This is a genomic window from Microvirga sp. HBU67558 (assembly GCF_018069605.1).
In the GTDB taxonomy this organism is placed as follows: domain Bacteria; phylum Pseudomonadota; class Alphaproteobacteria; order Rhizobiales; family Beijerinckiaceae; genus Microvirga; species Microvirga terrae.
This window is the reverse complement of record NZ_JAGPUP010000546.1, coordinates 56,973-79,986: the sequence shown is the minus strand read 5'-3', so window position 1 is coordinate 79,986 and position 23,014 is coordinate 56,973. Positions and strand designations below refer to the sequence as shown.

General features: G+C 64.4%; 22 protein-coding genes. 3 read left to right on the top strand and 19 right to left on the bottom strand.

Annotated features, from left to right (window positions below; all coding sequences use genetic code 11):
* Nucleotides 1–332: 332 nt before the first annotated feature.
* The 3 genes from KBI52_RS22610 to KBI52_RS22600 form a co-directional block, all read right to left on the bottom strand.
* Complete coding sequence (locus KBI52_RS22610; protein WP_210811838.1) at nucleotides 333–821, bottom strand: GFA family protein; 489 nt, start codon at nucleotides 819–821, stop codon at nucleotides 333–335.
* A gap of 111 nt (nucleotides 822–932) precedes the next feature.
* Nucleotides 933–1,142: a hypothetical protein gene (locus KBI52_RS22605; RefSeq protein ID WP_173950544.1), complete on the bottom strand. Its 210-nt coding sequence runs from the start codon at nucleotides 1,140–1,142 to the stop codon at nucleotides 933–935.
* 90 nt (nucleotides 1,143–1,232) lie between these two features.
* The gene (locus KBI52_RS22600) at nucleotides 1,233–2,591 is read right to left on the bottom strand and encodes a PLP-dependent aminotransferase family protein (protein WP_210811841.1); all 1,359 of its coding nucleotides are present in this window, start codon (nucleotides 2,589–2,591) and stop codon (nucleotides 1,233–1,235) included.
* A 154-nt stretch (nucleotides 2,592–2,745) separates the two neighbouring features.
* Between KBI52_RS22600 and KBI52_RS22595 the strand changes: the two genes are divergently transcribed.
* Entirely contained in the window at nucleotides 2,746–3,663 is a 918-nt protein-coding gene (locus tag KBI52_RS22595) for a DMT family transporter (RefSeq protein ID WP_210811837.1), read from the top strand.
* A gap of 10 nt (nucleotides 3,664–3,673) precedes the next feature.
* Here the strand turns inward: KBI52_RS22595 and KBI52_RS22590 are convergent, their stop codons facing one another.
* The 10 genes from KBI52_RS22590 to eno all read right to left on the bottom strand — a co-directional run bounded on the left by KBI52_RS22590 (nucleotide 3,674) and on the right by eno (nucleotide 16,060).
* Nucleotides 3,674–5,008, bottom strand: a complete 1,335-nt coding sequence (locus KBI52_RS22590; RefSeq protein ID WP_210811836.1) for a dicarboxylate/amino acid:cation symporter — start codon at nucleotides 5,006–5,008, stop codon at nucleotides 3,674–3,676.
* Nucleotides 5,009–5,145: 137 nt separating this feature from the next.
* Entirely contained in the window at nucleotides 5,146–6,585 is a 1,440-nt protein-coding gene (lpdA, locus tag KBI52_RS22585; protein WP_210811835.1) for a dihydrolipoyl dehydrogenase, read from the bottom strand.
* Nucleotides 6,586–6,589: 4 nt separating this feature from the next.
* Entirely contained in the window at nucleotides 6,590–6,979 is a 390-nt protein-coding gene (locus KBI52_RS22580) for a tautomerase family protein (RefSeq protein WP_173950539.1), read from the bottom strand.
* Nucleotides 6,980–7,035: 56 nt separating this feature from the next.
* Nucleotides 7,036–8,469, bottom strand: a complete 1,434-nt coding sequence (locus KBI52_RS22575; RefSeq protein ID WP_210811834.1) for a pyruvate dehydrogenase complex dihydrolipoamide acetyltransferase — start codon at nucleotides 8,467–8,469, stop codon at nucleotides 7,036–7,038.
* A 29-nt stretch (nucleotides 8,470–8,498) separates the two neighbouring features.
* Nucleotides 8,499–8,795 (bottom strand): DUF5076 domain-containing protein, encoded by a 297-nt coding sequence (locus tag KBI52_RS22570; RefSeq protein ID WP_009491179.1) that lies wholly within the window; start codon nucleotides 8,793–8,795, stop codon nucleotides 8,499–8,501.
* Nucleotides 8,796–8,799: 4 nt separating this feature from the next.
* Nucleotides 8,800–10,251, bottom strand: a complete 1,452-nt coding sequence (locus KBI52_RS22565; protein ID WP_210811833.1) for a pyruvate dehydrogenase complex E1 component subunit beta — start codon at nucleotides 10,249–10,251, stop codon at nucleotides 8,800–8,802.
* A 63-nt stretch (nucleotides 10,252–10,314) separates the two neighbouring features.
* Nucleotides 10,315–11,376, bottom strand: a complete 1,062-nt coding sequence (gene pdhA / locus KBI52_RS22560) for a pyruvate dehydrogenase (acetyl-transferring) E1 component subunit alpha (RefSeq protein ID WP_173950536.1) — start codon at nucleotides 11,374–11,376, stop codon at nucleotides 10,315–10,317.
* A 172-nt stretch (nucleotides 11,377–11,548) separates the two neighbouring features.
* Nucleotides 11,549–11,863 carry a septum formation initiator family protein gene (locus tag KBI52_RS22555; RefSeq protein WP_173950535.1) on the bottom strand — a complete coding sequence of 105 codons (315 nt, stop codon included), beginning with the start codon at nucleotides 11,861–11,863 and terminating at the stop codon, nucleotides 11,549–11,551.
* A 175-nt stretch (nucleotides 11,864–12,038) separates the two neighbouring features.
* Nucleotides 12,039–14,573 carry a cadherin domain-containing protein gene (locus tag KBI52_RS22550; RefSeq protein WP_210811832.1) on the bottom strand — a complete coding sequence of 845 codons (2,535 nt, stop codon included), beginning with the start codon at nucleotides 14,571–14,573 and terminating at the stop codon, nucleotides 12,039–12,041.
* Between the two features lie 203 nt (nucleotides 14,574–14,776).
* Entirely contained in the window at nucleotides 14,777–16,060 is a 1,284-nt protein-coding gene (gene eno, locus KBI52_RS22545; protein ID WP_173950533.1) for a phosphopyruvate hydratase, read from the bottom strand.
* Nucleotides 16,061–16,207: 147 nt separating this feature from the next.
* On the opposite strand from eno, the gene queF reads away from it, so the two are divergent.
* Nucleotides 16,208–16,657 carry a preQ(1) synthase gene (gene queF, locus KBI52_RS22540; RefSeq protein ID WP_173950532.1) on the top strand — a complete coding sequence of 150 codons (450 nt, stop codon included), beginning with the start codon at nucleotides 16,208–16,210 and terminating at the stop codon, nucleotides 16,655–16,657.
* Here queF and KBI52_RS22535 read toward each other — a convergent pair.
* Nucleotides 16,642–17,811, bottom strand: a complete 1,170-nt coding sequence (locus KBI52_RS22535) for an MFS transporter (RefSeq protein WP_210811840.1) — start codon at nucleotides 17,809–17,811, stop codon at nucleotides 16,642–16,644. The two genes, queF and KBI52_RS22535, sit on opposite strands and share 16 nt — an antisense overlap.
* Before the next feature lie 110 nt (nucleotides 17,812–17,921).
* Nucleotides 17,922–18,770 (bottom strand): 3-deoxy-8-phosphooctulonate synthase, encoded by an 849-nt coding sequence (gene kdsA / locus KBI52_RS22530; RefSeq protein ID WP_173950531.1) that lies wholly within the window; start codon nucleotides 18,768–18,770, stop codon nucleotides 17,922–17,924.
* A gap of 295 nt (nucleotides 18,771–19,065) precedes the next feature.
* On the opposite strand from kdsA, the gene KBI52_RS22525 reads away from it, so the two are divergent.
* Nucleotides 19,066–19,335, top strand: coding sequence for a transcriptional regulator (locus KBI52_RS22525; protein WP_173950530.1), 270 nt, complete (start codon nucleotides 19,066–19,068; stop codon nucleotides 19,333–19,335).
* A gap of 50 nt (nucleotides 19,336–19,385) precedes the next feature.
* Here the strand turns inward: KBI52_RS22525 and KBI52_RS22520 are convergent, their stop codons facing one another.
* The 4 genes from KBI52_RS22520 to secG form a co-directional block, all read right to left on the bottom strand.
* On the bottom strand, nucleotides 19,386–19,787 hold the full coding sequence (locus KBI52_RS22520; protein ID WP_173950529.1) for a DUF350 domain-containing protein: 402 nt from the start codon (nucleotides 19,785–19,787) through the stop codon (nucleotides 19,386–19,388).
* A 55-nt stretch (nucleotides 19,788–19,842) separates the two neighbouring features.
* Nucleotides 19,843–20,706, bottom strand: a complete 864-nt coding sequence (locus tag KBI52_RS22515; protein ID WP_210811831.1) for a VOC family protein — start codon at nucleotides 20,704–20,706, stop codon at nucleotides 19,843–19,845.
* Between the two features lie 154 nt (nucleotides 20,707–20,860).
* Nucleotides 20,861–22,489 (bottom strand): CTP synthase, encoded by a 1,629-nt coding sequence (locus KBI52_RS22510; protein WP_173950527.1) that lies wholly within the window; start codon nucleotides 22,487–22,489, stop codon nucleotides 20,861–20,863.
* A gap of 105 nt (nucleotides 22,490–22,594) precedes the next feature.
* A complete protein-coding gene (gene secG / locus KBI52_RS22505) occupies nucleotides 22,595–22,999 on the bottom strand; it encodes a preprotein translocase subunit SecG (RefSeq protein WP_173950526.1) in 405 nt (134 codons plus the stop codon).
* Nucleotides 23,000–23,014 lie beyond the last annotated feature (15 nt).

Below are 23,014 nucleotides of genomic sequence, written 5' to 3'. Positions count from 1 at the left end.
TGCGACGCCTCGCGAGCGCGCCCCTCGAAGGAACCGATCTGCGCCATGATATAGCTTAGCTTGATGCATGTGTCAAGAACAAAGATGGAACATCATCGCACCTACACCTGTCCACCACTCCCACGTCATCACCGGCCTTGGGCCGGTGATCTCGATCCGTAAGGCACGGCGGGGATGGCCGGGACAAGCTCGGCCATGACGTGAGGGTGTCAGGACGGACGGAAGGTGGCGAGGAAGAGCGCCGCGCTTCACCGCATCGGGATGGCCGGGACAAGCCCGGCCATGACGTGAGAGCGTGTCGTGACCAGGAGGCTTAGGGCCCGTCCGCCGGTTCACGACGGCGAGGGAGCGCCCCTGCCCGGTCTCGGGTCGTTTCGCGCCGCGAATTCTGCCATCAGCTCCGGATAGCGCTCCATCGGCGGCAGGGCCTCGAAGCTGTGCAGAGCCGGGGTCGTGGCCCATGGCAGCTTTTCTCTCGTGTGGGTTTCGATGAAGGGCGGGAACCGGCCCGGGTCTTCGAGCATGGTGGTGCGCACGTTGACGAACTCGTCCATTCCCTCCGGCCGGGTGAAGAGCCAGCTCATGCAGTCCGGACAGAAGAAGTGGCGCGTGGCGCCGTGCAGCCCGCCGATAACGGGCTCCCCCTGCAGCACGGCGAACCTGTCGCTCGGATAAAGGTCGCTCAACGAGAACGCGCTCGCAGTCATGCGTTGGCAGCCCTCGCAGTGACAGGCCATGGTGACGATGGGTTCTCCCTCGACGCGGAACCTGACCCGACCGCACCGGCACCTGCCCTCGTGCCGATCATCCGAACCTGCCATGACCACCTCCTCATCAGGGCTGGACGGCAAGATTGCTGCGGGTTGATGGCAGGCGTCAACGCGATTGGACGAGAGCGCTCTCGCGGAACTCGCATCGATCGATACCGCCGATCAGAAGCGCGACGTCGTGCCGTTGCGCTTGATGAAGAAATAGACGCCGGCAGCCACGACGATGAGGGGAATCACCAAAAGGAGAAGCCAGCCGTCGCCCTCGGTGCCCGAGGCTGCCGGCGAGGGTGTCGTCGGTGCAACCGATCCGGTCTGAGCATGGGCCAATGTCGACAGCAGAAGACAGGCAAGGCTCGAGGCAAGGCGCTTCATGTCGCTCTCCACGTGCGTAGCGGGGAGAAAGACATGCCGGCCCGCAATGTTCCCCGACGCTTCGCCGCTGGGGGCATTTGACGGATGCGCTCAGGGTGTGGTCCGCATCGCCCTCTGGAGGATCTGGAACACGCGCTCATCCGTGCATTGGGCGACGTTGAACCGCATGAAATCGCCGGCGGATTGCGAGAGGCTGAAGACATTGCCGGGGGCGAGGACCACGCCGTCCTGAAGCGCTCGCCGCGCCACGTCGGCGGCGTTCAGGCCGTCCGGCAGGCGGCACCAGAGCAGCATGCCGGCCTCGGGTTCGAGCCATGGCTCGATGCCGAGCTCTCGCAGCCGCCGGACGGTGTCCGCCCTCGCCTTCGCAAGCCGAACTCGAAGTCCATCCAGGTACTTTCGGTAGGTGCTGCTGCCGAGGACGTTGAAGACGAGGTCCTGCGACAGCGGTGTGCTCGCGAAACCCGTGGCGATCCTGAGGTCGACCAGCCTGTCGATCCAGTCCGTCCTTGCGGCGATATAGCCGCACCGGAAGGAGGCCGACAGCGTCTTGGAGAAGCTCCCGATCCGCACCACCCGGTCGAGCCCGTCGAGGGCCGCAAGGCGCGGCGCTGCGTCCATCTCGAAATCGGCGAAGATGTCGTCCTCGACGATGAGGGCGCCATAGGCTTCCGCAAGCTTCAGAACCTTGTGGGCGGTCGCCGCCCTCACAGTGGCGCCGGTCGGGTTATGGAGACCGGAATTGGTGATGTAGAGACGGGGCCGGTGCTCGGCGAGCACCGCCTCGAAGGCCAGGAGATCGGGCCCCTCCGACGTATAGGAGACGCCGACGATCTTCGCCTGATGGGCTCGCAGAAGGGCCAGGAAGTTGAAATAGCAGGGATCATCCACCAGGACCGCATCGCCCGGCTGCAGCAGGAGCCGGGACACGAGATCGATCGCCTGGGTGCCGGATTCCGTCAGCATGATCTGGTCCGGACCGGCATGAAAGCCCTGATCGGCCATGCGGCGCGACAGAAACTGACGCAAGGCCGGCAGACCGAGTGGCGTGCCGTAATCCGTCAGTTTCTCGTTGTCCCTGGTCCGTGCGAGATGACGAAGGGCGCGGCGGATGTCCTCGTCGGGCATCCATTCCGCGGGCAGCCATCCACAGCCGGGCTTCAGCATGCCTGGTCCCGCTTCCAGGGATTGCCGGGACACCCAGAACGGGTCGATCGCCCGATCGAGACGGGGCCCGAGCTCCGCAATGGACAGGGGAGCCGATGACGCCGCGCTGAAGAAGCCGGAGCCCGGTCTCGACCTGATGACGCCTTCTGCCGCCAGCCGGTCATAGGCCTCGACGACCGTGGACTTGGACACGCGCATAGCCGTCGCGAGACCGCGGATCGACGGCAGCTTCGCGCCGGGATTCAGGGACCGGCTCGCAATCTTGGCGCGGACCGCCTGCATGACGTGCTCCACCCGCGTCCCCGGCGGGCGGTTCGTTCCGAGTTCATCCACTGTACTGCCCCCATGACCATGACAGTTCGGAGGAACTGTATTGGACCGTACCTGGAAAAGCCATGCGATCGTGGCGAGAAGTTCATCACGCGGAGGCAAGGATATGGACCGGGCGAAGTCAGGATGGGTCAGCGGGTTCGTCGGCGTGCTGATCTTCAGCGGATCGCTGCCAGCCACGCGCGTCGCCGTGGTCGAATTCGATCCGCTGTTCCTGACCCTGGCGCGGGCCTGCATCGCCGGGATCCTCGGAGCGGCCCTGCTCCTGATCCTGCGCCAGAATCGCCCTGCCCGCGCCGACCTTGCCGCCCTCGGCATCGTCTCGATGGGAGTCGTGATCGGCTTTCCGCTCCTGACCGCCTTGGCGCTTCGGCACATCACGTCCGCCCACTCGATCGTGTTCATCGGCCTCCTGCCGCTGGCGACGGCCGTGTTCGGGGTGCTCCGGGGCGGCGAGCGGCCGCAGCCGGCCTTCTGGATCTTCTCCACGCTCGGCGGAGCGATGGTGGCCGGGTTCTCGCTGCTCCAGGGCTTCTCGGCCTCGGCGGCCGGTGATCTGCTGATGGTAGGGGCGGTTCTACTCTGCGGGCTCGGCTACGCCGAGGGCGCGACGCTGGCGCGCCGGCTCGGCGGCTGGCAGGTCATTTCCTGGGCCCTTGTCCTGTCCCTGCCCGTCACGGGTCCGCTGACACTTCTCACTTGGCCCGATTCCCTGAGCGGCATCGGCACACCGGCATGGCTCGGACTCGCCTACGTGTCCCTGTTCTCCATGCTGATCGGATTCGTGTTCTGGTACCGTGGCCTTGCTTTGGGGGGCATTGCCGGCGTGGGGCAGCTGCAGCTGCTGCAGCCCTTCCTTGGCCTCCTCTGGGCGGCCGCCCTTCTGCACGAGACGGTCGGCTGGTCGATGATCGCCGCCACGCTCGCGGTGATCGGCTGCGTGGCCGGCGCCAAGAGGTTCGCAAAGCCCGAAAGGGCCGGCGTCCCGCTCGTTCCGGAGGTCCGAACGGGCACCCGCTCCTGAACCCCGGCGGTCAATCCGTCGTGACCGCGGTCTCGATGTCGGATGGGTCCACCTCCCGGTTGAGGCCCGCATTGAGCTTGCCGCGGTCCAGTTCCCCCTCCCACCAGGCGACGACGACGGCCGCGACACCGTTGCCGGTGATGTTGGTGAGGGCGCGCACCTCGCTCATGAACTTGTCGATGCCGAGGATGATCGCCATCCCCGGGACGAGCGCCGGGTTCACGACGGCCAGGGTCGCGGCGAGCGTGATGAAGCCCGCCCCGGTGACGCCGCTGGCCCCTTTCGAGGTGAGCAGCGCCACGAGCAGGATGGTGAGCTGCTGGCTGAGGGTGAGGTCGTAGCCCAGGGCCTGCGCGATGAACAGGGTCGCCAGCGTCATGTAGATGTTGGTGCCGTCGAGGTTGAACGAGTAGCCGGTGGGGACCACCAGGCCCACCACCGACTTGGAGCAGCCGAGCCGTTCGAGCTTCTCCATGAGCTGCGGCAGGGCGCTCTCCGACGAGCTCGTGCCGAGCACGATCAGCAGCTCGTCCTTGATGTAGCCGATGAACTTGAAGATGCTGAAGCCCGCGATCCGGGCAATCGCTCCCAGCACGACGAAGATGAACAGCGCCGCCGTGGCATAGAACGTCACGATCAGGCCGAAGAGGTTTCCCAGGGCCGAGGGGCCATAGCGTCCGACCGTGAAGGCCATGGCCCCGAAGGCGCCGATCGGGGCCGCCTTCATGACGATGGCGATGACTCCGAACATGCCATGGGCCACATCGTCGATGAGGTTGCGGACCGTCACGCCCCGGTCGCCGAGTACCAGAAGGGCGAAGCCGAAGAGGATCGCGAATAGCAGGACCTGGAGGATGTCACCCTGGGCGAAGGCCCCGACGACGCTGTCGGGGATGATGTGCAGGAGGAAATCGACCGGCTTCTGCTCCGCGGCCTGCTTGGCGTAGCCGGCGACCGCAGCCGGGTCGGGCGTACCGGCGAAGCCTGCACCCGGCTTCACGATATTGCCGACGAGAAGGCCGATGATGAGCGCGAAGGTCGACACCACTTCGAAATAGACGAGGGCCTTGATGCCGACGCGCCCCACCTTCTTGGCATCCTGGATGTGGGCGATCCCGGACACCACCGTGCAGAAGATGATCGGCGCGATGACCATCTTGATCAGCTTGATGAAACCGTCGCCGAGAGCCTTGATCCAGTCGCTCTTGGCCAGATCGGGGAACAGCCAGCCGACGAGAATGCCGAGAAAGATGGCGATCAGAACCTGGATGTAGAGGACCTTGTACCAGGGCTTCCTGCGAGAGCGCGAGGCCCCGACCTCGTCCCTTATTGCGACGCTTGTCATCGCCGCCTCCTCACGAACCGACGGTGTGGGCGGCCGTCTCCGTCGTGAGACGACACAGCCAGGGCCTCGTGGAGGTCCTGGCTGGTTAATTCCTTGAGCTCGCCTTGGGTCCACGCAAAGTTCGGGACCCGAGCGCGTCAGATGTGGATCACGCGGTCATAGGCGTCCATGACGCTCTCGTGCATGGTTTCGGACAGGGTCGGGTGCGGGAAGACGGCGTGGATCAGGTCTTCTTCCGTGGTCTCCAGGTTCATGGCGATCACGAAGCCCTGGATCAGCTCGGTCACTTCCGCGCCGACCAGGTGGGCGCCGAGCAGCTGGCCGGTCTTCTTGTCGAAGATCGTCTTCACCAAGCCGTCGGGCTCGCCGAGCGCGATCGCCTTGCCGTTGCCGATGAACGGGAAGCGGCCGACGCGAATGTCGTAGCCCTGCTCCTTCGCCTTGGCCTCGGTGAGCCCCACGGAGGCGATCTGCGGGTTGCAATAGGTGCAGCCCGGGATCTTCGCCTTGTCCATGGCGTGGGCATGCAGGCCCTTGATGGTCTCGACGCAGATGACGCCCTCGTGCTCAGCCTTGTGGGCCAGCATCGGAGGACCGGCCACGTCGCCGATGGCGTAGATGCCGGGCACGTTGGTGCGCCCGAGACCGTCCGTGACCACGACGCCCCGTTCGATCTTCACTCCGAGCTTCTCGAGACCGAGATTCTCGATGTTGCCGACCACGCCGACCGCCGAGATCATCCGCTCGGCGGTGATCGTCTGCGTGCCGCCCTTGCCGTCGTCGATGGTGGCCGTGATCGAGTTCGCGCCCTTCTCGACCTTCGTGACCTTGGCGCCGGAGAAGATCTTCATGCCCTGCTTCTCGAAGCGCTTGCGGGCGAGCGCGGCGATCTCCGCATCCTCCACCGGCAGGATCTGCGGCATGACCTCGACCACGGACACGTCCACGCCCATGGTGCGGTAGAAGGAGGCGAACTCGATGCCGATGGCGCCCGAGCCCATGACGATGAGCGACTTCGGCATGGAAGGCGGCACCATGGCCTCGAAATAGGTCCAGATCAGCTTGCCGTCCGGTTCGATGCCCGGCAGCGCCCTCGGCCGTGCGCCGGTCGCCACGATGATGTTCTTGGCCTGGTAGGTGCCGGGCTCCAGCACGCCCTTCGGCACCGGGTTCTGCGGCTGCATGGCGGGCTTCTTCGGCGCGGTCACGACGACCTCGCCGACCTTCGAGATCGTCGCCTCGCCCCAGATCACGTCGACCTTGTTCTTCTTCAGCAGCATGCCGACGCCGCCGTTCAGGCGCCCGGAGACGCCCCGCGACCGGTTGACGATGGCGGCCGCATCGAAGCCGATACCCTGAGCCGAGAGGCCGTAATCCTTGGCGTGCTCCATGTAATGGTAGATCTCGGCCGAACGCAGGAGCGCCTTGGTCGGGATGCAGCCCCAGTTGAGGCAGATGCCGCCGAGATGCTCGCGCTCGACGACCGCGGTCTTGAACCCGAGCTGGGCCGCGCGGATCGCCGCCACATAGCCCCCCGGCCCGCCGCCGATGACGATGATGTCGTACTGGTTTGCCATAGTGCTAGTTCCCCTGCGCGTATTGCGCGATGCCGTGACCGAAGGACCAGTTTTCCTTTTCGACTTCGATCAGGTTGATGAACACATCCTCGGGGCGAAGGCCGGGCTCCGCGCCCAGTTTCTCGACGATGCGCTTGAAAAGAGCCTTCTTCTGATCGACGGTCCGCGTGTTGCTGACGGTGAGCTGGATGATGACGAGATCGTCGCTCCGCTCGATGTCGAGATAGCTCGCCCCGTAGAAGAAATTGTCGCCCTCGTGCTCGCTGACGGTGACGAAGAGATCGTCCTCGGGGACGTTGAAGGTCTCACGAAGGGCGCGATAGACCCCGTCCGCCAGCGCCTTGCGATAGGCGGGCGACTTGCCGTTTCGGAGCGAAATGCGGATGAGCGGCATGGAGCTTCCCTATCGCCGACAGAGAATGGCCGGGACGAGCCCGGCCATGACGCCTTCTAGACCAGCATGCCCATCGGGCTCTCGATGAGCTGCTTGAACGCCGCCAGCAGCTCCGCTCCGAGCGCCCCGTCGACCACCCGGTGGTCGCAGGACAGCGTTACGGTCATGGCCTGCACGACCGCCGGTGCGCCGTTCTTCACCACCACACGCTGCTCGCCGGCGCCGACCGCGAGGATCGTCCCGTGGGGCGGGTTGATGACGGCCTGGAAGTCCTTGATGCCGTACATGCCGAGGTTCGACACTGCCGTCGAGCCGCCGGTGTATTCCTCCGGCTTCAGGCGGCGGTTGCGGGCCCGGCCCGCCATGTCCTTGACCTCGGCCGAGATGGCCGTGAGGGTCTTCTGCTCGGCCCTGCGCACGACCGGGGTGAACAGGCCGCCCTCGATCGCGACCGCCACGCCCACGTCCGAGTGCTTCATCTTCAGGATACGGTCCTCGGCCCAGACCGCATTGGCAGCCGGCACGCGCTGGAGCGCGATGGCGAGCGCCTTGATGACGAAGTCATTGACCGAGAGCTTGTAGGCGGGCTTGCCGTCCTTGTCCTTCCCGGCCGCGTTGTTGATCTGCTCGCGCAGGGCCATGAGCGCGTCGAGCTCGCAGTCGAGCGCCAGGTAGAAATGCGGCACCGTCTGCTTCGACTCGACGAGGCGCTTGGCGATGGTCTTGCGCATGCCGTCGAGCGGCACCTCCTCGTAGGTGCCCGCCTCGAACATGGCCTTGACCTGGTCGGCGCCCATGCTCGACGCGAGCTGCGGGGCCGCCGGCTTGGCCGCCGGTGCGGGCGCGGCGGCCGCAGCCGCCGGGGCGGCGGCAGGCTTCGCGCCTCCGCCCTGAAGCGCCGCGCGAACGTCCTTCTCGACGATGCGGCCATGCGGGCCCGAACCCCGGACCGAGGCGAGGTCGACACCGGCTTCCTTCGCGATGCGCTTGGCCAGCGGCGAGGCGAAGACGCGATTGCCGCCAGCCTGCTGCCCTGCCCCATCGGCCTTTGCAGTCTGCGCGGGACCGGTCGGCGCCTGGTCGACCCGGGCATAGGACATGTGAGCCGAGGCGTCGCCGGGAATGGCATTGGCCTGCGGCTGAGGCGCCGCCGCGGGAGCGGCCGGAGCCGGTGCGGCTTCCGCCTTGGGCGCGGGTGCCGGAGCGGAACCGCCCGTAGAGGGAGCCGTGACGCTCTTCGGGTCCTCGCCCTCGCCGGCGATCAGGGCAATGAGCTGGTTGACCGGAACATCGGCCGTGCCTTCCGGAACGACGATCTTGGCGAGAATGCCTTCATCGACGGCTTCCACCTCCATGGTGGCCTTGTCGGTTTCGATCTCGGCGATGACATCGCCGGACTTCACCGTGTCGCCTTCCTTCTTCAGCCACTTGGCAAGGTTGCCCTTTTCCATGGTGGGAGACAGGGCGGGCATCAGGATATTGATGGGCATGGCGTTGATGGATCCTGATCTGGAAAGGTTTAATTGATCGCCTGCGTCGAGCCCGGATCGCTCGGATCGTCGAGCTCGGCCTGGATGCCGGCCGTGATCTCGGCGAGAGCCTCCTCCTCGGAGAACTCGGTTTCCATGGCGTAGACGCGCGCGGCGTGACGGGCGAGGTCCACCAGGAGAACGCCCCAGGTGAACGGATCGTCGAAGGCGCGGCGCAGCGCGATGCTCACCGCCCCGTCGACCACCGAAGCCCTCAGGATCTCGACACCCCCCTTTTCGAGGGCATCGGGCGGAACGTTGAGGGCTTCGAATTTCCGTTCGGTCATTTCATCACCTGTAGCAAACGGCCTTCGCCGCCTGCACCACTTCGGCCACCGACGGGAGCGCGAGCTTCTCGAGGTTGGCCGCGTAGGGCATGGGCACGTCCTTGCCGGTGACGCGGATCACGGGGGCGTCGAGATAGTCGAACGCATTTTCCATGATGCGCATGGCGATCTCGGCGCCGACGCCCGATTGCGGATAGCCCTCTTCCACCGTGACGCAGCGGCCGGTCTTCATGACCGATGCGACGATCGTATCGGTGTCCATCGGGCGGATCGTGCGCAGGTCGATGACCTCCGCCTCGATCCCTTCCTTGGCCAGTTCATCGGCCGCCTTCAGCGCGTAGGTCATGCCGATGGAGAAGGACACGATGGTGACGTCCTTGCCCTGGCGGTGGATGCGCGCCTTGCCGATCGGAACCGTAAAGTCGTCAAGCTTCGGCACCGGGAAGGACTGGCCGTAAAGAATCTCGTTCTCCAGGAAGACCACCGGGTTCGGATCGCGGATGGCACTCTTGAGGAGACCCTTCGCATCCGAAGCCGAGTAAGGCGCCACGACCTTGAGGCCCGGAACCTGAGAATACCAGGCCGCGAAGTCCTGGCTGTGCTGGGCGGCCACGCGGGCGGCGGCCCCGTTGGGTCCGCGGAACACGATCGGTGCACCGAGCTGGCCGCCGGACATGTAGAGGGTCTTGGCGGCCGAGTTGATGATCTGGTCGATCGCCTGCATGGCGAAGTTGAAGGTCATGAACTCGACGACCGGGCGCAGGCCCGTGAAGGCGGCGCCGACCCCCACGCCGGCAAAGCCGTGTTCGGTGATCGGCGTGTCGATCACCCGCTTGGCGCCGAATTCCTGCAGGAGTCCCTGCGTGACCTTGTAGGCGCCCTGGTACTCGGCCACCTCTTCGCCCATGACGAACACTGTGTCGTCCTTGCGCATCTCCTCCGCCATGGCGTCGCGAAGCGCCTCGCGGACCGTCATGGAGACCATCTCGGTCCCTTCCGGGATCTCCGCCATGGCGTCGTGCGCCGTGCGGGTCTGGATCACGTAAGGAGCGGCCGGCTCTGCAACCGGTTTAGCGTCCGTACCCGGGATCGAGTCCGGCGCTGGCCGGTCGGCCATGCCTTCGCGTTCCATGTCGGGCGTCGGTGCGGGCTGGGCTTCCGTGGCCGGACCGGCGGGGGCCTTCGCCGACGACGCGGCGGCGGACACATCCTCACCCTCGCCGGCGAGAATCGCGATGGGAGTGTTCACGGCCACATTGTCCGTGCCGTCGGAGATGAGGATCTTGGCGAGGACTCCCTCGTCGATCGCCTCGACCTCCATTGTGGCCTTGTCGGTCTCGATCTCGGCCAGCACGTCGCCGGGCTTGACCTGATCGCCTTCCTTTTTCAGCCATTTGGCCAATTTGCCCTGCTCCATGGTGGGCGAGAGGGCAGGCATGAGAATATCGATCGCCATTAAAAGACTCGTTTTGATTGTCGCAGCGGCGAGATTCGGGGGGAAGCGACGCCAACGCGCCGCTTAGAGAAGGATGTCCGTGTAGAGCTCGGATGGATCCGGCTCCGGATCGTGCGTGGCGAACTCGGCCGCCTCGTTGACGATCTCGCGCACCTTGCTGTCGATGGCCTTGAGCTCGTCTTCCGACAGCTTCCAGCTCTCCAGCAGACGACGACGGACCTGCTCGATCGGATCGTATTCCTCGCGCATGCGGGTCACCTCGTCCTTCGTGCGGTACTTCGCAGGATCGGACATGGAATGACCGCGATAGCGGTAGGTCTGCATCTCGAGGATGTACGGTCCCTTGCCCGTCCGGGCATGCTCGATGGCGCGCTGGCCGGCGGCGTAGACCGCACGGACATCCATGCCGTCCACCTGCTCTCCGGGGATGCCGAACGACAGGCCGCGCTTGGAGAAGTCCGTCTGGGCGGACGCACGCGTCACCGCCGTGCCCATCGCGTAGCGGTTGTTCTCGATCACGTAGACCACCGGCAGCTTCCAGAGCGCCGCCATGTTGAAGCTTTCGTAGACCTGGCCCTGGTTGGCCGCGCCGTCGCCGAAATATGTCAGGCAGACATTGCCGTTCTCGCGATAATGGTTCGCGAACGCAATGCCGGTGCCGAGCGACACCTGAGCGCCCACGATGCCGTGACCGCCGTAAAAATGCTTCTCCTTGGAGAACATGTGCATGGAGCCGCCCTTGCCCTTCGACAGGCCGCCGCGACGGCCCGTCAGCTCGGCCATGACGCCCTTCGCGTCCATGCCGCAGGCGAGCATGTGACCGTGATCGCGGTAGCCCGTGATCACCTGGTCGCCGTCCGTCGTGGCCATCTGCATGCCGACGACGACGGCCTCCTGGCCGATATAGAGGTGGCAGAAGCCGCCGATCAGTCCCATGCCGTACATCTGGCCGGACTTTTCCTCGAAGCGGCGGATCAGCAGCATATCGTTATAAGCTGACAGATCCTGGCTCTTCTCGAATTGTGGGGAGTTGGGGGTCGCTCCGCTCTTGGAGCCTTTGCTGGGGGTAGTCTTGTTAGCCGCGCCTGCACCGGCACGGCCCGCCTTGCGGGCAGCAACAGCCATCGGGTCCTCCGAAGGGTTTCCTCGACGAAAGTTGTAGCGCAGTCGGAATCGGAAATCGAGTAGGGCAAAAGTTGTTTTGCGGTGCACAATGAAATGTGCAAAAGCCTGAAATATCTATGCTATTTTCGATCAACTCGATTTCAGTTAAGCAGAACTTTTAAGTTATTGTTAATTATGGTCCGGTGATGATCACCAGGTCGTTCTTGTGCACGCGTCCAAGCATGACGCGCGCCCTCTCCTCGAGCAGATCGCGGTCGATCTGATCGCTCCGAAGCAGGGCAATGCGGCGCTCCCACTCGGAGCGCTGGGTCTTTAAACCATCGAGCTCCGCGGAAAGTTCGGCCACCTGCGCCTCATACTTTTGTTGCGCCTCGATCCCGCGTGCGCCGCTATGCGCGTGATGGACGAAATAGGCCGCCACCCCGGCCGAGATGCTGTAGAGCACCAGCGGAATCAGAAATCGTCGTGCGCGTCTGCGGATCACCATGGAGGTGAGTCATACACCGGCATGGTTAAGGAGGTGTTGAACATGCACAAGCCATGCCTTCCGGAGCGCGGGTCGCCACGCTGTCCGGAACGCGGGCCACACCACGCGGGTGTAAAACGATATCACGAAACAGCGAAAAGGCCGTCCCTGCTCGAATGCAGCACGGACGGGGCGATCAGATCACGAGAAAATCGCTTGCGGAAACCTTGAGCGGGTGCCCGGTCAGCATGGCGAACTGGATGGCCTGCTTTGCCCCCGTGCCATCCTTGTCGTAGAGCAGCGCGCCGGTATTCTTGTTGTAGATGATCCGGTCGCTCGCATCGTGGGCGACCGATCCCACATGGAAAGCCCCCTTCGCAAGGGCTCCTTTCTTGATCGTGCTGAAGATCGACTTCGCCAGATGGATGGTGTCGTCCTTGAACGAGAAGTCGACGATGGTGTCCAAATTGCTCTTCTTGTTGACGGAATTGGTTTTGCCGAGCATGGAATCGAAAACGAAGATGTCGCGGTCCCGCCCCCCGGTCAGGATGTCGTTCCCGAGGCCGCCGTTGAGCGTGTCGTTGCCGAAGCCGCCACTAAGCCGATCCTTGCTCGCGCCGGCGATGATCTTGTCACTTCCAGCCGTCCCATCGGTCACCTCCGGAGAAATGTCGAGAACGGCGATTGTGAAGGTCTGATCCGTGAAATGGCCGGCCTTGTCCGTTGCTCGGACTGAAACCGTGTGCGTCTTCGACTGCTCGAAATCGAGTTTGATCCCATTGGCGACCACCAGCTTGGTGCCGGACGCGTCGAGGGTGAAGCGCCCGCCGGCATCGTCCGTCAGGCTGTAGGTAACGGAATCGCCCGGATTGGGATCAACGGCCGACAATACGCCGACCTGCTCGCCGCCCGCGGCAAGCTCCGCGATAGACTTTCCGCTCAGGTTCACTTGGCCGGGCGCTTCCGGGATGTCCCGCACCTCGATCGTAAAGGCTTGGTCCCTGAAGTTGCCGGCCTTGTCCGTGGCGCGCACCACAATGGTGTGCATTTTCGTCTGCTCGAAGTCGATCTTCGAGCCGTCGGCAACGACGACCTTCGTGCCAGCGGCATCGAGCTTGAAACGTCCTCCGGCATCGTCGCTCAGGCTGTAGATGAAGGTGTCGTCGGGATTGGCGTCGACGGCCGACAGGGTGCCGACCAGTTCCCCGCTTGCGGTATGCTCGGCGACGGAAGACCCGGTCAGGTTGACCTGTGATGGCTTCTCGTCCGGGAGAACCGACACGGTGGATCGCGTCGTGTTGCCGGTGCTGTCTTCCAGCGTGATGGAGATTTCGCGCGTCTCGACGGTCTGGCCGACGCTTGTGTAGGTCAGGGAGCGGACAAGTTCCTGGATCAGGGCAGGCGTGGCTCTGAAGTTCAATGAGATTCCGAGATGAGATCCAGTCTCGTCACTGATGAAACCGATCTGCGTGCCGTTGACGGAAATGGCGGAGGAGGAATCCCGACCGACCGTGCCGGTCGTGTCGATCCCCAGTCGATCCAACGCATCGGAACCGTCGACTACATCGACCCTCAGGGACGCGATGAACGCGCTGTCATCGGAAAGAACGACATTTCGTCCGTAATCCAAGAAGGTAGGTATCTGCGGCACGGCATAGAGACGGTCGCCATTCAGTCCGGAGATTTGCGGCGCTTCGTCAATATCCGTGCCCGTGCTGTCCTGAACGAACTTGAAGCCCTGCCCGTGCAATTGCTCCCGCTCGTCTTCAGTGAAGCTCCCTCCGGTCAGAACAACCCTGAGGCCAGTGGAATAGCCGTAGGACTTGAGGGCCAAATCCTTGTCGTCAAATGTCAGGATGCTGCCAGCAGCCGAGGCGAACCCGATTGACTCAATGTTGGTGATGGTCTTGCCGGAAAAGTCGACGGAGCCGCCGGTGATGATGAGGCTGTCATCCTCTGCGTTCGGATCGGAACCTGTCCCACCATCGATTGCCGTGATACCGGACACTTGCTGTGCCGTCAGCACGATGAAGTCGTCGCCGGTTCGGCCCACGATGGCTTCGATGTTCTTCAGTTCGGCGAACAATCTGAAATCGAAATCGCCTCCAACGCCGACGAGCTGCAAAGTATCGTTGCCATCGTCACCGTCCAGAGTGTCTCCCTCATCGAGGGCGTACGCCGAGACCGCGAACGTATCATTGGCCGATGTGCCCGTTCTGGTCTCGACCCCTTCATCCAGAAACACCACTGAAGCGGGCGCCACGCGCACTGTCGTGTCGGCGAAATAGGTGTCGTTCTCGGACAAGGCGGAGATCGAGATGGTTCGCTCGAAGATTGCCGAGGGATCTGCTGAGTTGGTGTAGGTCAGAGTGTGGATAAGCTCCTCGACGGGGGTCGTGGCAACCCCCACCTCGAAATCGACGATCATGCCGAAGGAATCCAGCGCCGAGACCGTGCCGATAACCGTTCCGTCGTACAGGATTTGAACGCCCACTTCGAGAGCCCCTGACAACGTGATGTGGCCGCGGCCCGTGTCGATCCCAAGCTCGTCGGTCGGTTCGCCGGCCCAACCGAGATCAACGAAGAGAGAGATCAACGGTTCGGCGGCCGCGATCGCGGCATCACCGTCCTTGTCGATAAATACGGGTTGCTGGACGATGGTCTGGACGGCGTCTCCGTTGAGATTGGCAATCGGCAAGGCCGCGAAAGGCTGGTGGACGGCTGATGACATGGGTTTCCCTCGCAATTGGTTTTGGCCCCTGCGAAAGTTCGTTTGGGGCGGGTATGCTTCCAAGTCTCCATACCATGACGTAATGATATGTTAAAATATATCATAAAACGTTTGCCATCCACTGGCTGAAGAAAGCAAAAAGGGGGCTCAAGAGCCCCCTCGTCCGGTCGGACAAAAATTGGATCTTTGGTCGGCGGACCGGGCTACCGCAAAGCCTTGAGCGCCGCCCGGCCCGCATAGCGGGCCTGGGGACCGAGCTCTTCCTCGATCCGGATGAGCTGGTTGTACTTGGCGGTTCGGTCGGAGCGGGCGAGCGATCCGGTCTTGATCTGCCCGCAATTGGTCGCGACGGCGAGGTCCGCGATGGTGGAATCCTCGGTTTCGCCCGAGCGGTGGGACATGACCGCCGTGTAGCCGGCCCGGTGGGCCATGTCGACGGCGGCGAGCGTCTCGGTCAGCGAGCCGATCTGGTTCACCTTCACCAGGAGCGAGTTCGCCACACCCCGCTCGAGGCCTTCGGAGAGACGCGTCACGTTGGTGACGAACAGGTCGTCGCCGACGAGCTGGCACTTGGACCCGATCAGGTCGGTTACGGCCTTCCAGCCCTCCCAATCGTCTTCGGACATCCCATCCTCGATGGTCGCAATCGGATAGGCGGACACGAGCTTCGCCAAGTATTCGGCCTGCTGCTGCGGGTTCAGCTTCTGGCCGGTTCCTTCGTAATGGTAGGCGCCATCCTTGAAGAACTCAGTGGCCGCGCAGTCGAGGCCGAGGACGATGTCCTGGCCCGGCTTGTAGCCGGCCTGCTCGACGGACTTCATGATGAAGTCGAGGGCGGCCTCCGCGGACGGGAGGTTCGGGGCGAAACCGCCCTCGTCGCCCACATTGGTGTTGTGGCCGGCGTCCTTCAGGGCCTTCTTCAGGGTGTGGAACACCTCGGATCCCATGCGCACGGCTTCCGCCAGGGTCGGGGCGCCGACCGGCATGATCATGAATTCCTGGAAGTCAATCGGGTTGTCGGCATGCGCCCCGCCGTTGATGATGTTCATCATCGGAACCGGCAGGACGCGGGCCTGCGTGCCGCCCACATAGCGGTAGAGCGGCAGGGCAGACGCGTCGGCCGCCGCCTTGGCCACGGCCAGCGACACGCCCAGGATGGCATTGGCGCCGAGGCGGGCCTTGTTCGGCGTGCCGTCGAGCTCGATCATGGTCTCGTCGATAGCGACCTGCTCCTCGGCGTCCATGCCGCCGATGGCGTCCAGGATCTCGTTGTTGACCGCGTCGACGGCCTTGAGCACGCCCTTGCCGAGATAGACGGCCTTGTCGCCGTCGCGAAGCTCGACCGCCTCGTGAGCACCCGTGGAGGCGCCGGAGGGCACTGCGGCACGGCCCATGGAGCCGTCTTCGAGGGTCACATCCACCTCGACCGTGGGATTGCCCCGGCTGTCGAGGATCTGGCGGGCGAAAACGTCGATAATGGCGGTCATTGGGCAGGCTCCTGCGGGCTGAAGTGCGGCCGGCGCGGCCCGTCCGACGGGTGCGGCCTCAAGTCATGAATTGGCTTATTGACCGAAACGCCCATGTGAGCAAGGACGGCAAGAGCTTTCCCCTTATCAATCCAAGGTCAATTCCCGATGACGGAAACCACTCTCCAGCTCGGTCAGTCGAGCGCTCAGCCCCAATCTCCCGAGGAGGCTCAGCTCGACCGGGTGCCCAACCCGCATCCCGACACCGACTATCTCGCCCGCTTTACCGTGCCTGAATTCACCTCTCTGTGCCCGGTCACGGGCCAGCCGGATTTCGCCATTCTGGTGATCGACTACGCGCCCGGCCCCTGGCTGGTCGAATCCAAGTCGCTCAAGCTCTACATGCACAGCTTCCGCAACCACGGCGCCTTCCATGAGGATTGCACGGTGGCGATCGGCAAGCGCCTCGCCGACCTGTTGGAGCCCCGCTACCTGCGGATCGGCGGCTATTGGTATCCCCGCGGGGGCATTCCCATCGATGTGTTCTGGCAGACCGGCGAGCTGCCGAAGAACCTCTGGCTGCCCGACCAGGGCGTGGCGCCCTACCGGGCCCGCTGAGCGGCGGGTCTGGTCAGGAGGACCGAAGCGGCCACGCCGACCCCGACGATGATCAGGGCGGCGATACCGGTCGCTTTGGTCAACCCGATGTTGCGCAGGCCGAACCCCATCAGGACGACGCCGAGCGCCTGACCGCAGAAGAACGAGAAGGCGTGGAGCGCGACCGCCGAGGCCCGCGCTCCCGGGGCCACTTCCGTGACCTGAGCCTGGAACGTGTTGTGGAGCATGTAGAAGCCGAGGCCCATCAGCAGCAGACCGACGGCATCGAGCTTCCAGTCGCCGCCGAGCCCCAGGACGACCAGGGCGGCCCCGGCGAAGAAGCCTCCACCGAGAAGGATCCTGCCGATCCCGAGCCGCCTCAGCATCCAGCTCACGAGCGCGGAATAGATCAGGCCGCCGACCGCAAACCCGCCGATGGCGAAACCGGCCTCCGCCGCCCCGCCCCCGCCCCGCTCCTCGAGCAGCGGCGCCACGTAGGGAAAGATCCCGAAAATCGCGATGGCCTCGACGAAGACGAGGCTGAAGAGGGTGAGCGCCCGCGGGTTCGACAGGATGTCCCGGTAGCGCAGGAGAGCGCTCTTGAGATCGAATTGCCCGCCCGGCAACGCGCCCCGGAAACCGATCACGGTGGCGGCGAAGGCCAGGGCCACCAGGCCGGTCGAGAGGGTGAACACGCCGCGCCAGCCGATCAGCTCCGCCAAGAGCCCGGCGAAGGAAGAGCCGGCCAGCTGCCCGATGATCACGGCGACCAGGTAGCGGCTCAGGGCGACCTGGCGCTTGGCCATCTCGACCCGGTCGCCGATCAGCGCGATGGAGAGCGGCACCGCCCCGCCGGCCGCCGCGCCGGCCACGATGCGCAGCGTGAAGAGCGTCGCCGCATTGGGGGCGAAGACAGAGCAGGCCAGGGCCAGGAAGAGGAGCGCCAGCGCCACCTTCATGACGCGCTCCTTGCCGAGGGCGTCGCCGATCGGGCCGAGGACCGGCTGGATGAAGGCGTAAGGCAGCGCGAAGGCGGCTGACAGGAGCGCGATCGTCTGCGGGGCGGAGTTCAGGTCCCGGGCGATGATCCCGACCATCGGTTCGACGGCGCGGCCGGAGAAGGTGCTCGCGAAGCCGCTGGTGGCGAGGATCAGGATCAGGTTGCGGGAGGACATGGGATCCCAATGATGAAGGCCGTGAACGGAGCTCACGCTCCATATCACGGCCTCATCGCAGCACGAGGATCAGGAATGCAGACCTGACCTCCTGAAAAGTCATGGAAACGTCAGGCCGCCCTGCCCTTGGCCAGGGAATCGAAGGCCTTCAGCTGGGCCAGCAAGCCTTCCAGTTCCTTCAGCGGCACCATGTTCGGTCCGTCCGACGGAGCGTTGTCCGGATCGTGATGGGTTTCGATGAAGACGCCGGCTACGCCGACTGCCACGGCCGCCCGGGCGAGCACCGGCACGTATTCCCGCTGGCCGCCCGAAGTCGTGCCCTTGCCGCCCGGCTGCTGCACCGAGTGAGTGGCATCGAAGATCACCGGTGCGCCCGTCTCGGCCATGATCGGCAGGGAGCGCATGTCCGACACCAGGGTGTTGTAGCCGAAGGAGGCGCCGCGCTCGGTCAGCATCACGTTGGGGTTTCCGGCCCCCGCCACCTTGGCGGCGACGTTCGCCATGTCCCAGGGTGCCAGGAACTGGCCCTTCTTCACATTGACGACGCGCCCGGTCTTGGCCGCCGCGACCAGGAGATCGGTCTGGCGGCAGAGGAACGCGGGGATCTGGAGGATGTCGACCACCTCGCCCACCGGGGCGCATTGGTCGTTCTCGTGCACGTCGGTGATCACCGGCAGGCCGTATGTCTCCTTCACCTCGGCGAAGATCGACAGGGCCTTGTCGAGACCGATGCCGCGCGCGCTGGAGCTCGAGGTCCGGTTGGCCTTGTCGAAGGACGACTTGTAGACCAGGCCCAGACCCAGCCTTCCGGCGATCTCCTTGAGCGCGGCCGCCATTTCGAGCGCATGATCGCGGCTCTCCATGGCGCAGGGGCCGGCGATGATGCTGAGGGGCAGGTGGTTGCCGAAGCGGACGGAGCCGGCCTCGACGACGGCGGGTTGGTGTTTCTGATCGGTCATGCGCCGTCTCTAGCCTTTCTGGACCGGCAAGCAAAGCGGTGATGCGCAGGCCCTGCCTTTGCGGATTGCGGCGGCCGAGCCCTCGGCAGCCGAACCATGGCCGTTTCGGGTTTGAGGAAGCAAAGCAACCTTTAACCAAAAATCAGCATGACCATAGCGTTAATCCAAAGGTCGATTTACTTTAGGTCAATTCCAAAACAGGATGCTATCTGCCTGGAAGAATAAGATAATTTGCCTGCAGGCGATCCTGAACCTGTACAACCCATTGACTTGGCAGCGCGTGGGGGGCGCTCTGATGTCCGAAAACAGCAAAATGCAAGAACTGGTCGCTCTCAGAACCGCGCTGGGGTTCACGCAGAGCAGAATGGCGCATGAGATCGAACTGAACCTGCGCGACTACCAGTCGTTCGAATGGGGCGAGAACGAGATCCCGGATTTGTATCTCAGGGCGATCGAGCGAATCGCCATGCTGTATGCCGTCCGGCACAAGAATCCGATGCTGGTGCCCCCCGCCATGCGCGCGGAGGCCCTGCAGTTTGCCCGCATGGTCGAGGCCAGCCTCTGACGGCGTCTTGAGGAGAAACCCTCGACGGTCCCGTCCGGGGCGAACCTCTTTCAGAAGGTCATGGCCGCCGCATTGATGATGCCGGCCGCGAGCGAAGCGGCGCCGAGGAACAGGGCCGCGGCCATCTCGCCGCCGGCGATGCGCTGCGACAGGTTCGGCATCACGATCCGGACGAGCCAGTAAACGATGATCTGGACCGCAAGGGCGACGAGGCCCCAGACGAGGCAGTCGATGATCGTCTGAGCGTGCACGATGGCGCTCGCAAGAGGAAGCGCGAAACCAACTAGGCTGAAGCCGAGGGCCGTCGCGGCCGAGATCACGTTCTCGCGAATGAGCGCGAACTCGTTGTGCATGGTCGCGAGCGTGTAAATCGCGAGATAAAGGCCGACCAGGGCGACGGCAAGGACGAAGAAGATCAGGAAGTCGGGCAGGCCCGCCAGAGATGAAGCCACGGTCAATCCCCCATACGATTCATTATTTCAGTCAGTACAGGGGATATGGTTAATATTACGTTGGTTCGAACGCGATCGCGACCCCGAACGCCGTGCTGGCCGGCACGATGAGCCTGCTGCCGATATGCTGATAGGGGATATCGGCCGAGTCGAGCCAGGTCGCCTGCCGATGGATGTCCTCGACGCGCACGGCGAAGGCCACGAAGGACGGCTGATCGAGTTCCGCCTCCACCGAGCCATAGATCTCGGCCGCGTCATCGGGCGTCATAACGTCGACGCGATCCTCCCCAAGGGAAAACGAGAGGTCGTCGCCATCGGGGCTCGAGGGCTGAACTCCGGTGAAGGCCGTCAAGAAGTCGCGGCACCGCTTCGGATCCGGCGCCGCTAGGGTCACCGAGGCGATCCTGGAGGCCTTGTTGTCGTGGCGCTGGAATTCCGGATTCCAGAAGTTTTCCGGATAGTGCTGCTGGCAGACGAAGAAACCGGCTTTCGACGCGCCTTCAGCCGCAGCAAAGGCCAGGGTGAACCCGACCTTCGTCTCGCTGCCGTCAGGACGCCGTCCGCTGCGCTCGAAATGGAACGGTTCGAACGATCCGATGCCGCTCCGGGCGAACAGGGCGGCATCCGCCTTCGCGTCCTGGCTGTCGAGGACGAGCATCGCAAGACCTTCACGGTCCCTGAGATAGTCCTGGACGAAAGCTCCGAAGCTGAAGGCGCTCGCCCGATGAGGCGCGATGGCGGCCCCCTCGCCTATCGCGATCAGCTCGATGAAGGAGTTCGACAACTGGACGATGCGGTTCTCGGTGCCCCAGGGGTGCCTGTTGCGGGCGCCGACCTGGAACCCGAGACGCTGGTAGAAGCTCCCGGCCCGGTCGAGATCGCGGACGGCAATGACGAGATGGTCGATCCGGCGTGACATCGAGCTCTTTCCTGTAACGAGAGCATACACCTAGCGCGCCATGCCCGGTTTGGCGAACGCCCCACGGGAAGCCGGCCCTCCGAGCGATGATGGGCTCGGCGGCTTTACGACCGTCATCGCCAGCCTTGTGCCGGCGATGACGGGGTGGCGGCGGTTAAACCAGGCGGCTCTGCTCCACGGCCGCATGGATGAAGCTCTTGAAGAGCGGATGCGGCTCGAACGGGCGCGATTTCAGTTCAGGATGGTACTGGACGCCGATGAACCAGGGATGGTCCTCGTATTCCACGATCTCGGGCAGCACGCCGTCCGGCGAGACGCCGGAGAACCGCAGGCCCTTCCCTTCGAGCCGGTCGCGGTAGGTCATGTTGACCTCGTAACGGTGCCGGTGACGCTCTGAGATCTCCGTGCCGCCATAGATCTCCGCCACCTTGCTGCCCGGCTTGAGCGCAGCCTGATACGCCCCGAGGCGCATGGTCCCGCCGAGATCGCCCCCGGTGGCCCGCTTCTCGAGTTCGTTGCCGCGCAGCCACTCGGTCATCAGGCCGACCACCGGTTCGGAGGTCGGTCCGAATTCCGTCGAGCTGGCGTCCTGGATGCCGGCGAGCGAGCGCGCCGCCTCGATCACGGCCATCTGCATGCCGAAGCAGATGCCGAAATACGGCACCTTGCGCTCACGGGCGAAGCGGGCCGCACGGATCTTTCCTTCGGCGCCGCGCTGGCCGAAGCCGCCGGGAACCATGATGCCGTGAATGCCTTCCAGGAACGGCGCCGGATCCTCGTGCTCGAAGATCTCGCTCTCGATCCATTCCAGGTTCACCTTCACCTGGTTGGCGATGCCGCCGTGATGAAGGGCCTCGATCAGCGACTTATAGGCATCCTTGAGGCCGGTATACTTGCCGACCACGGCGATCGTCACCTCGCCTTCCGGATTGTGGACGCGCCCGGAAATTTTGGTCCAGCGCGAAAGATCGGGCGTCTTCGCGCCGTCGAGCCCGAAGGCCGCCAGAACCTCGCTGTCGAGCCCCGCCTCGTGATAGGCGAGCGGGACGTCGTAGATCGAACGGGCGTCGCGCGCTTCGATCACGGCGGTCTCGCGCACGTTGCAGAACAGGGCGAGCTTGCGGCGCTCGTCTTTGGGGATCTCGCGATCGGTGCGGCAGAGCAGGATGTCCGGCTGGATGCCGATGGAGCGCAGTTCCGCGACCGAGTGCTGGGTCGGCTTCGTCTTCAACTCGCCGGCCGACGGGATGAACGGCAGCAGGGTCAGGTGGACGTAGATCGCCTGTCCTCGGTCAAGGTCGTTGCCGAGCTGACGGATCGCCTCGAAAAACGGCAGTCCCTCGATATCGCCGACCGTGCCGCCGATCTCCACGAGAACGAAGTCGAAGCCCTCGTTGCCCGTGAGCACGAAGTCCTTGATGGCGTTCGTGACGTGGGGAATCACCTGAATGGTCGCGCCGAGATAGTCGCCGCGGCGTTCCTTGGTGATGATGTCGAGATAGATGCGCCCGGTGGTGATGTTGTCGGCCTTGGTGGCCGGAACGCCGGTGAAGCGCTCGTAGTGCCCGAGATCCAGATCGGTTTCAGCGCCGTCGTCGGTCACGAAGACCTCGCCGTGCTGGTAGGGACTCATCGTCCCCGGATCGACGTTGAGATATGGGTCGAGCTTGCGAAGCCGAACCTTGTAACCGCGTGCCTGGAGAAGCGCTCCCAGAGCCGCCGAAGCCAGACCCTTGCCGAGCGAAGACACCACGCCGCCGGTGATGAATACGTACCGCGTCATGGACCCCTATCCATAAACATCGGGCACCGATTCGCAATCGCGAACCCGACAACCCGAAACCCATCCACAAAAAGAGAGGGCCGGAAGGTCCGGCCCTGGTTTCACTTACTGCTGAGGCGCTGTCGGGGCTGGCGACCCGGGCGCCGGTGCCGCCGGCTGTTCGCCCTGGAGCCGCTGAAGCTGCTCGAGCACGTTGCCGCCCTGCGGAGCAGCCGGAGCCTGTGGGCCCGGAGCCGGTGCCGCCGGCGCGGCGCCGTCGAGAATCGACCGCGGAGCCCGCGTCGTGGTCGCCATGACGGTGAGGGCGATGCTCGTCACGAAGAACAGGCCCGCCAGGATCGCCGTCGCGCGGGTCAGCGCATTGGCCTGACCCCGCCCGGTCATGAAGCCGGACACGCCGCCTCCCCCGCCGCCGAGACCCATGCCGCCGCCCTCGGAGCGCTGCAGGAGAACCACGCCGATCAGGGCGAGCACGATGATCAGATGGACAATGATGAGAACTGTTTGCATCGTTTTCAAAAACCT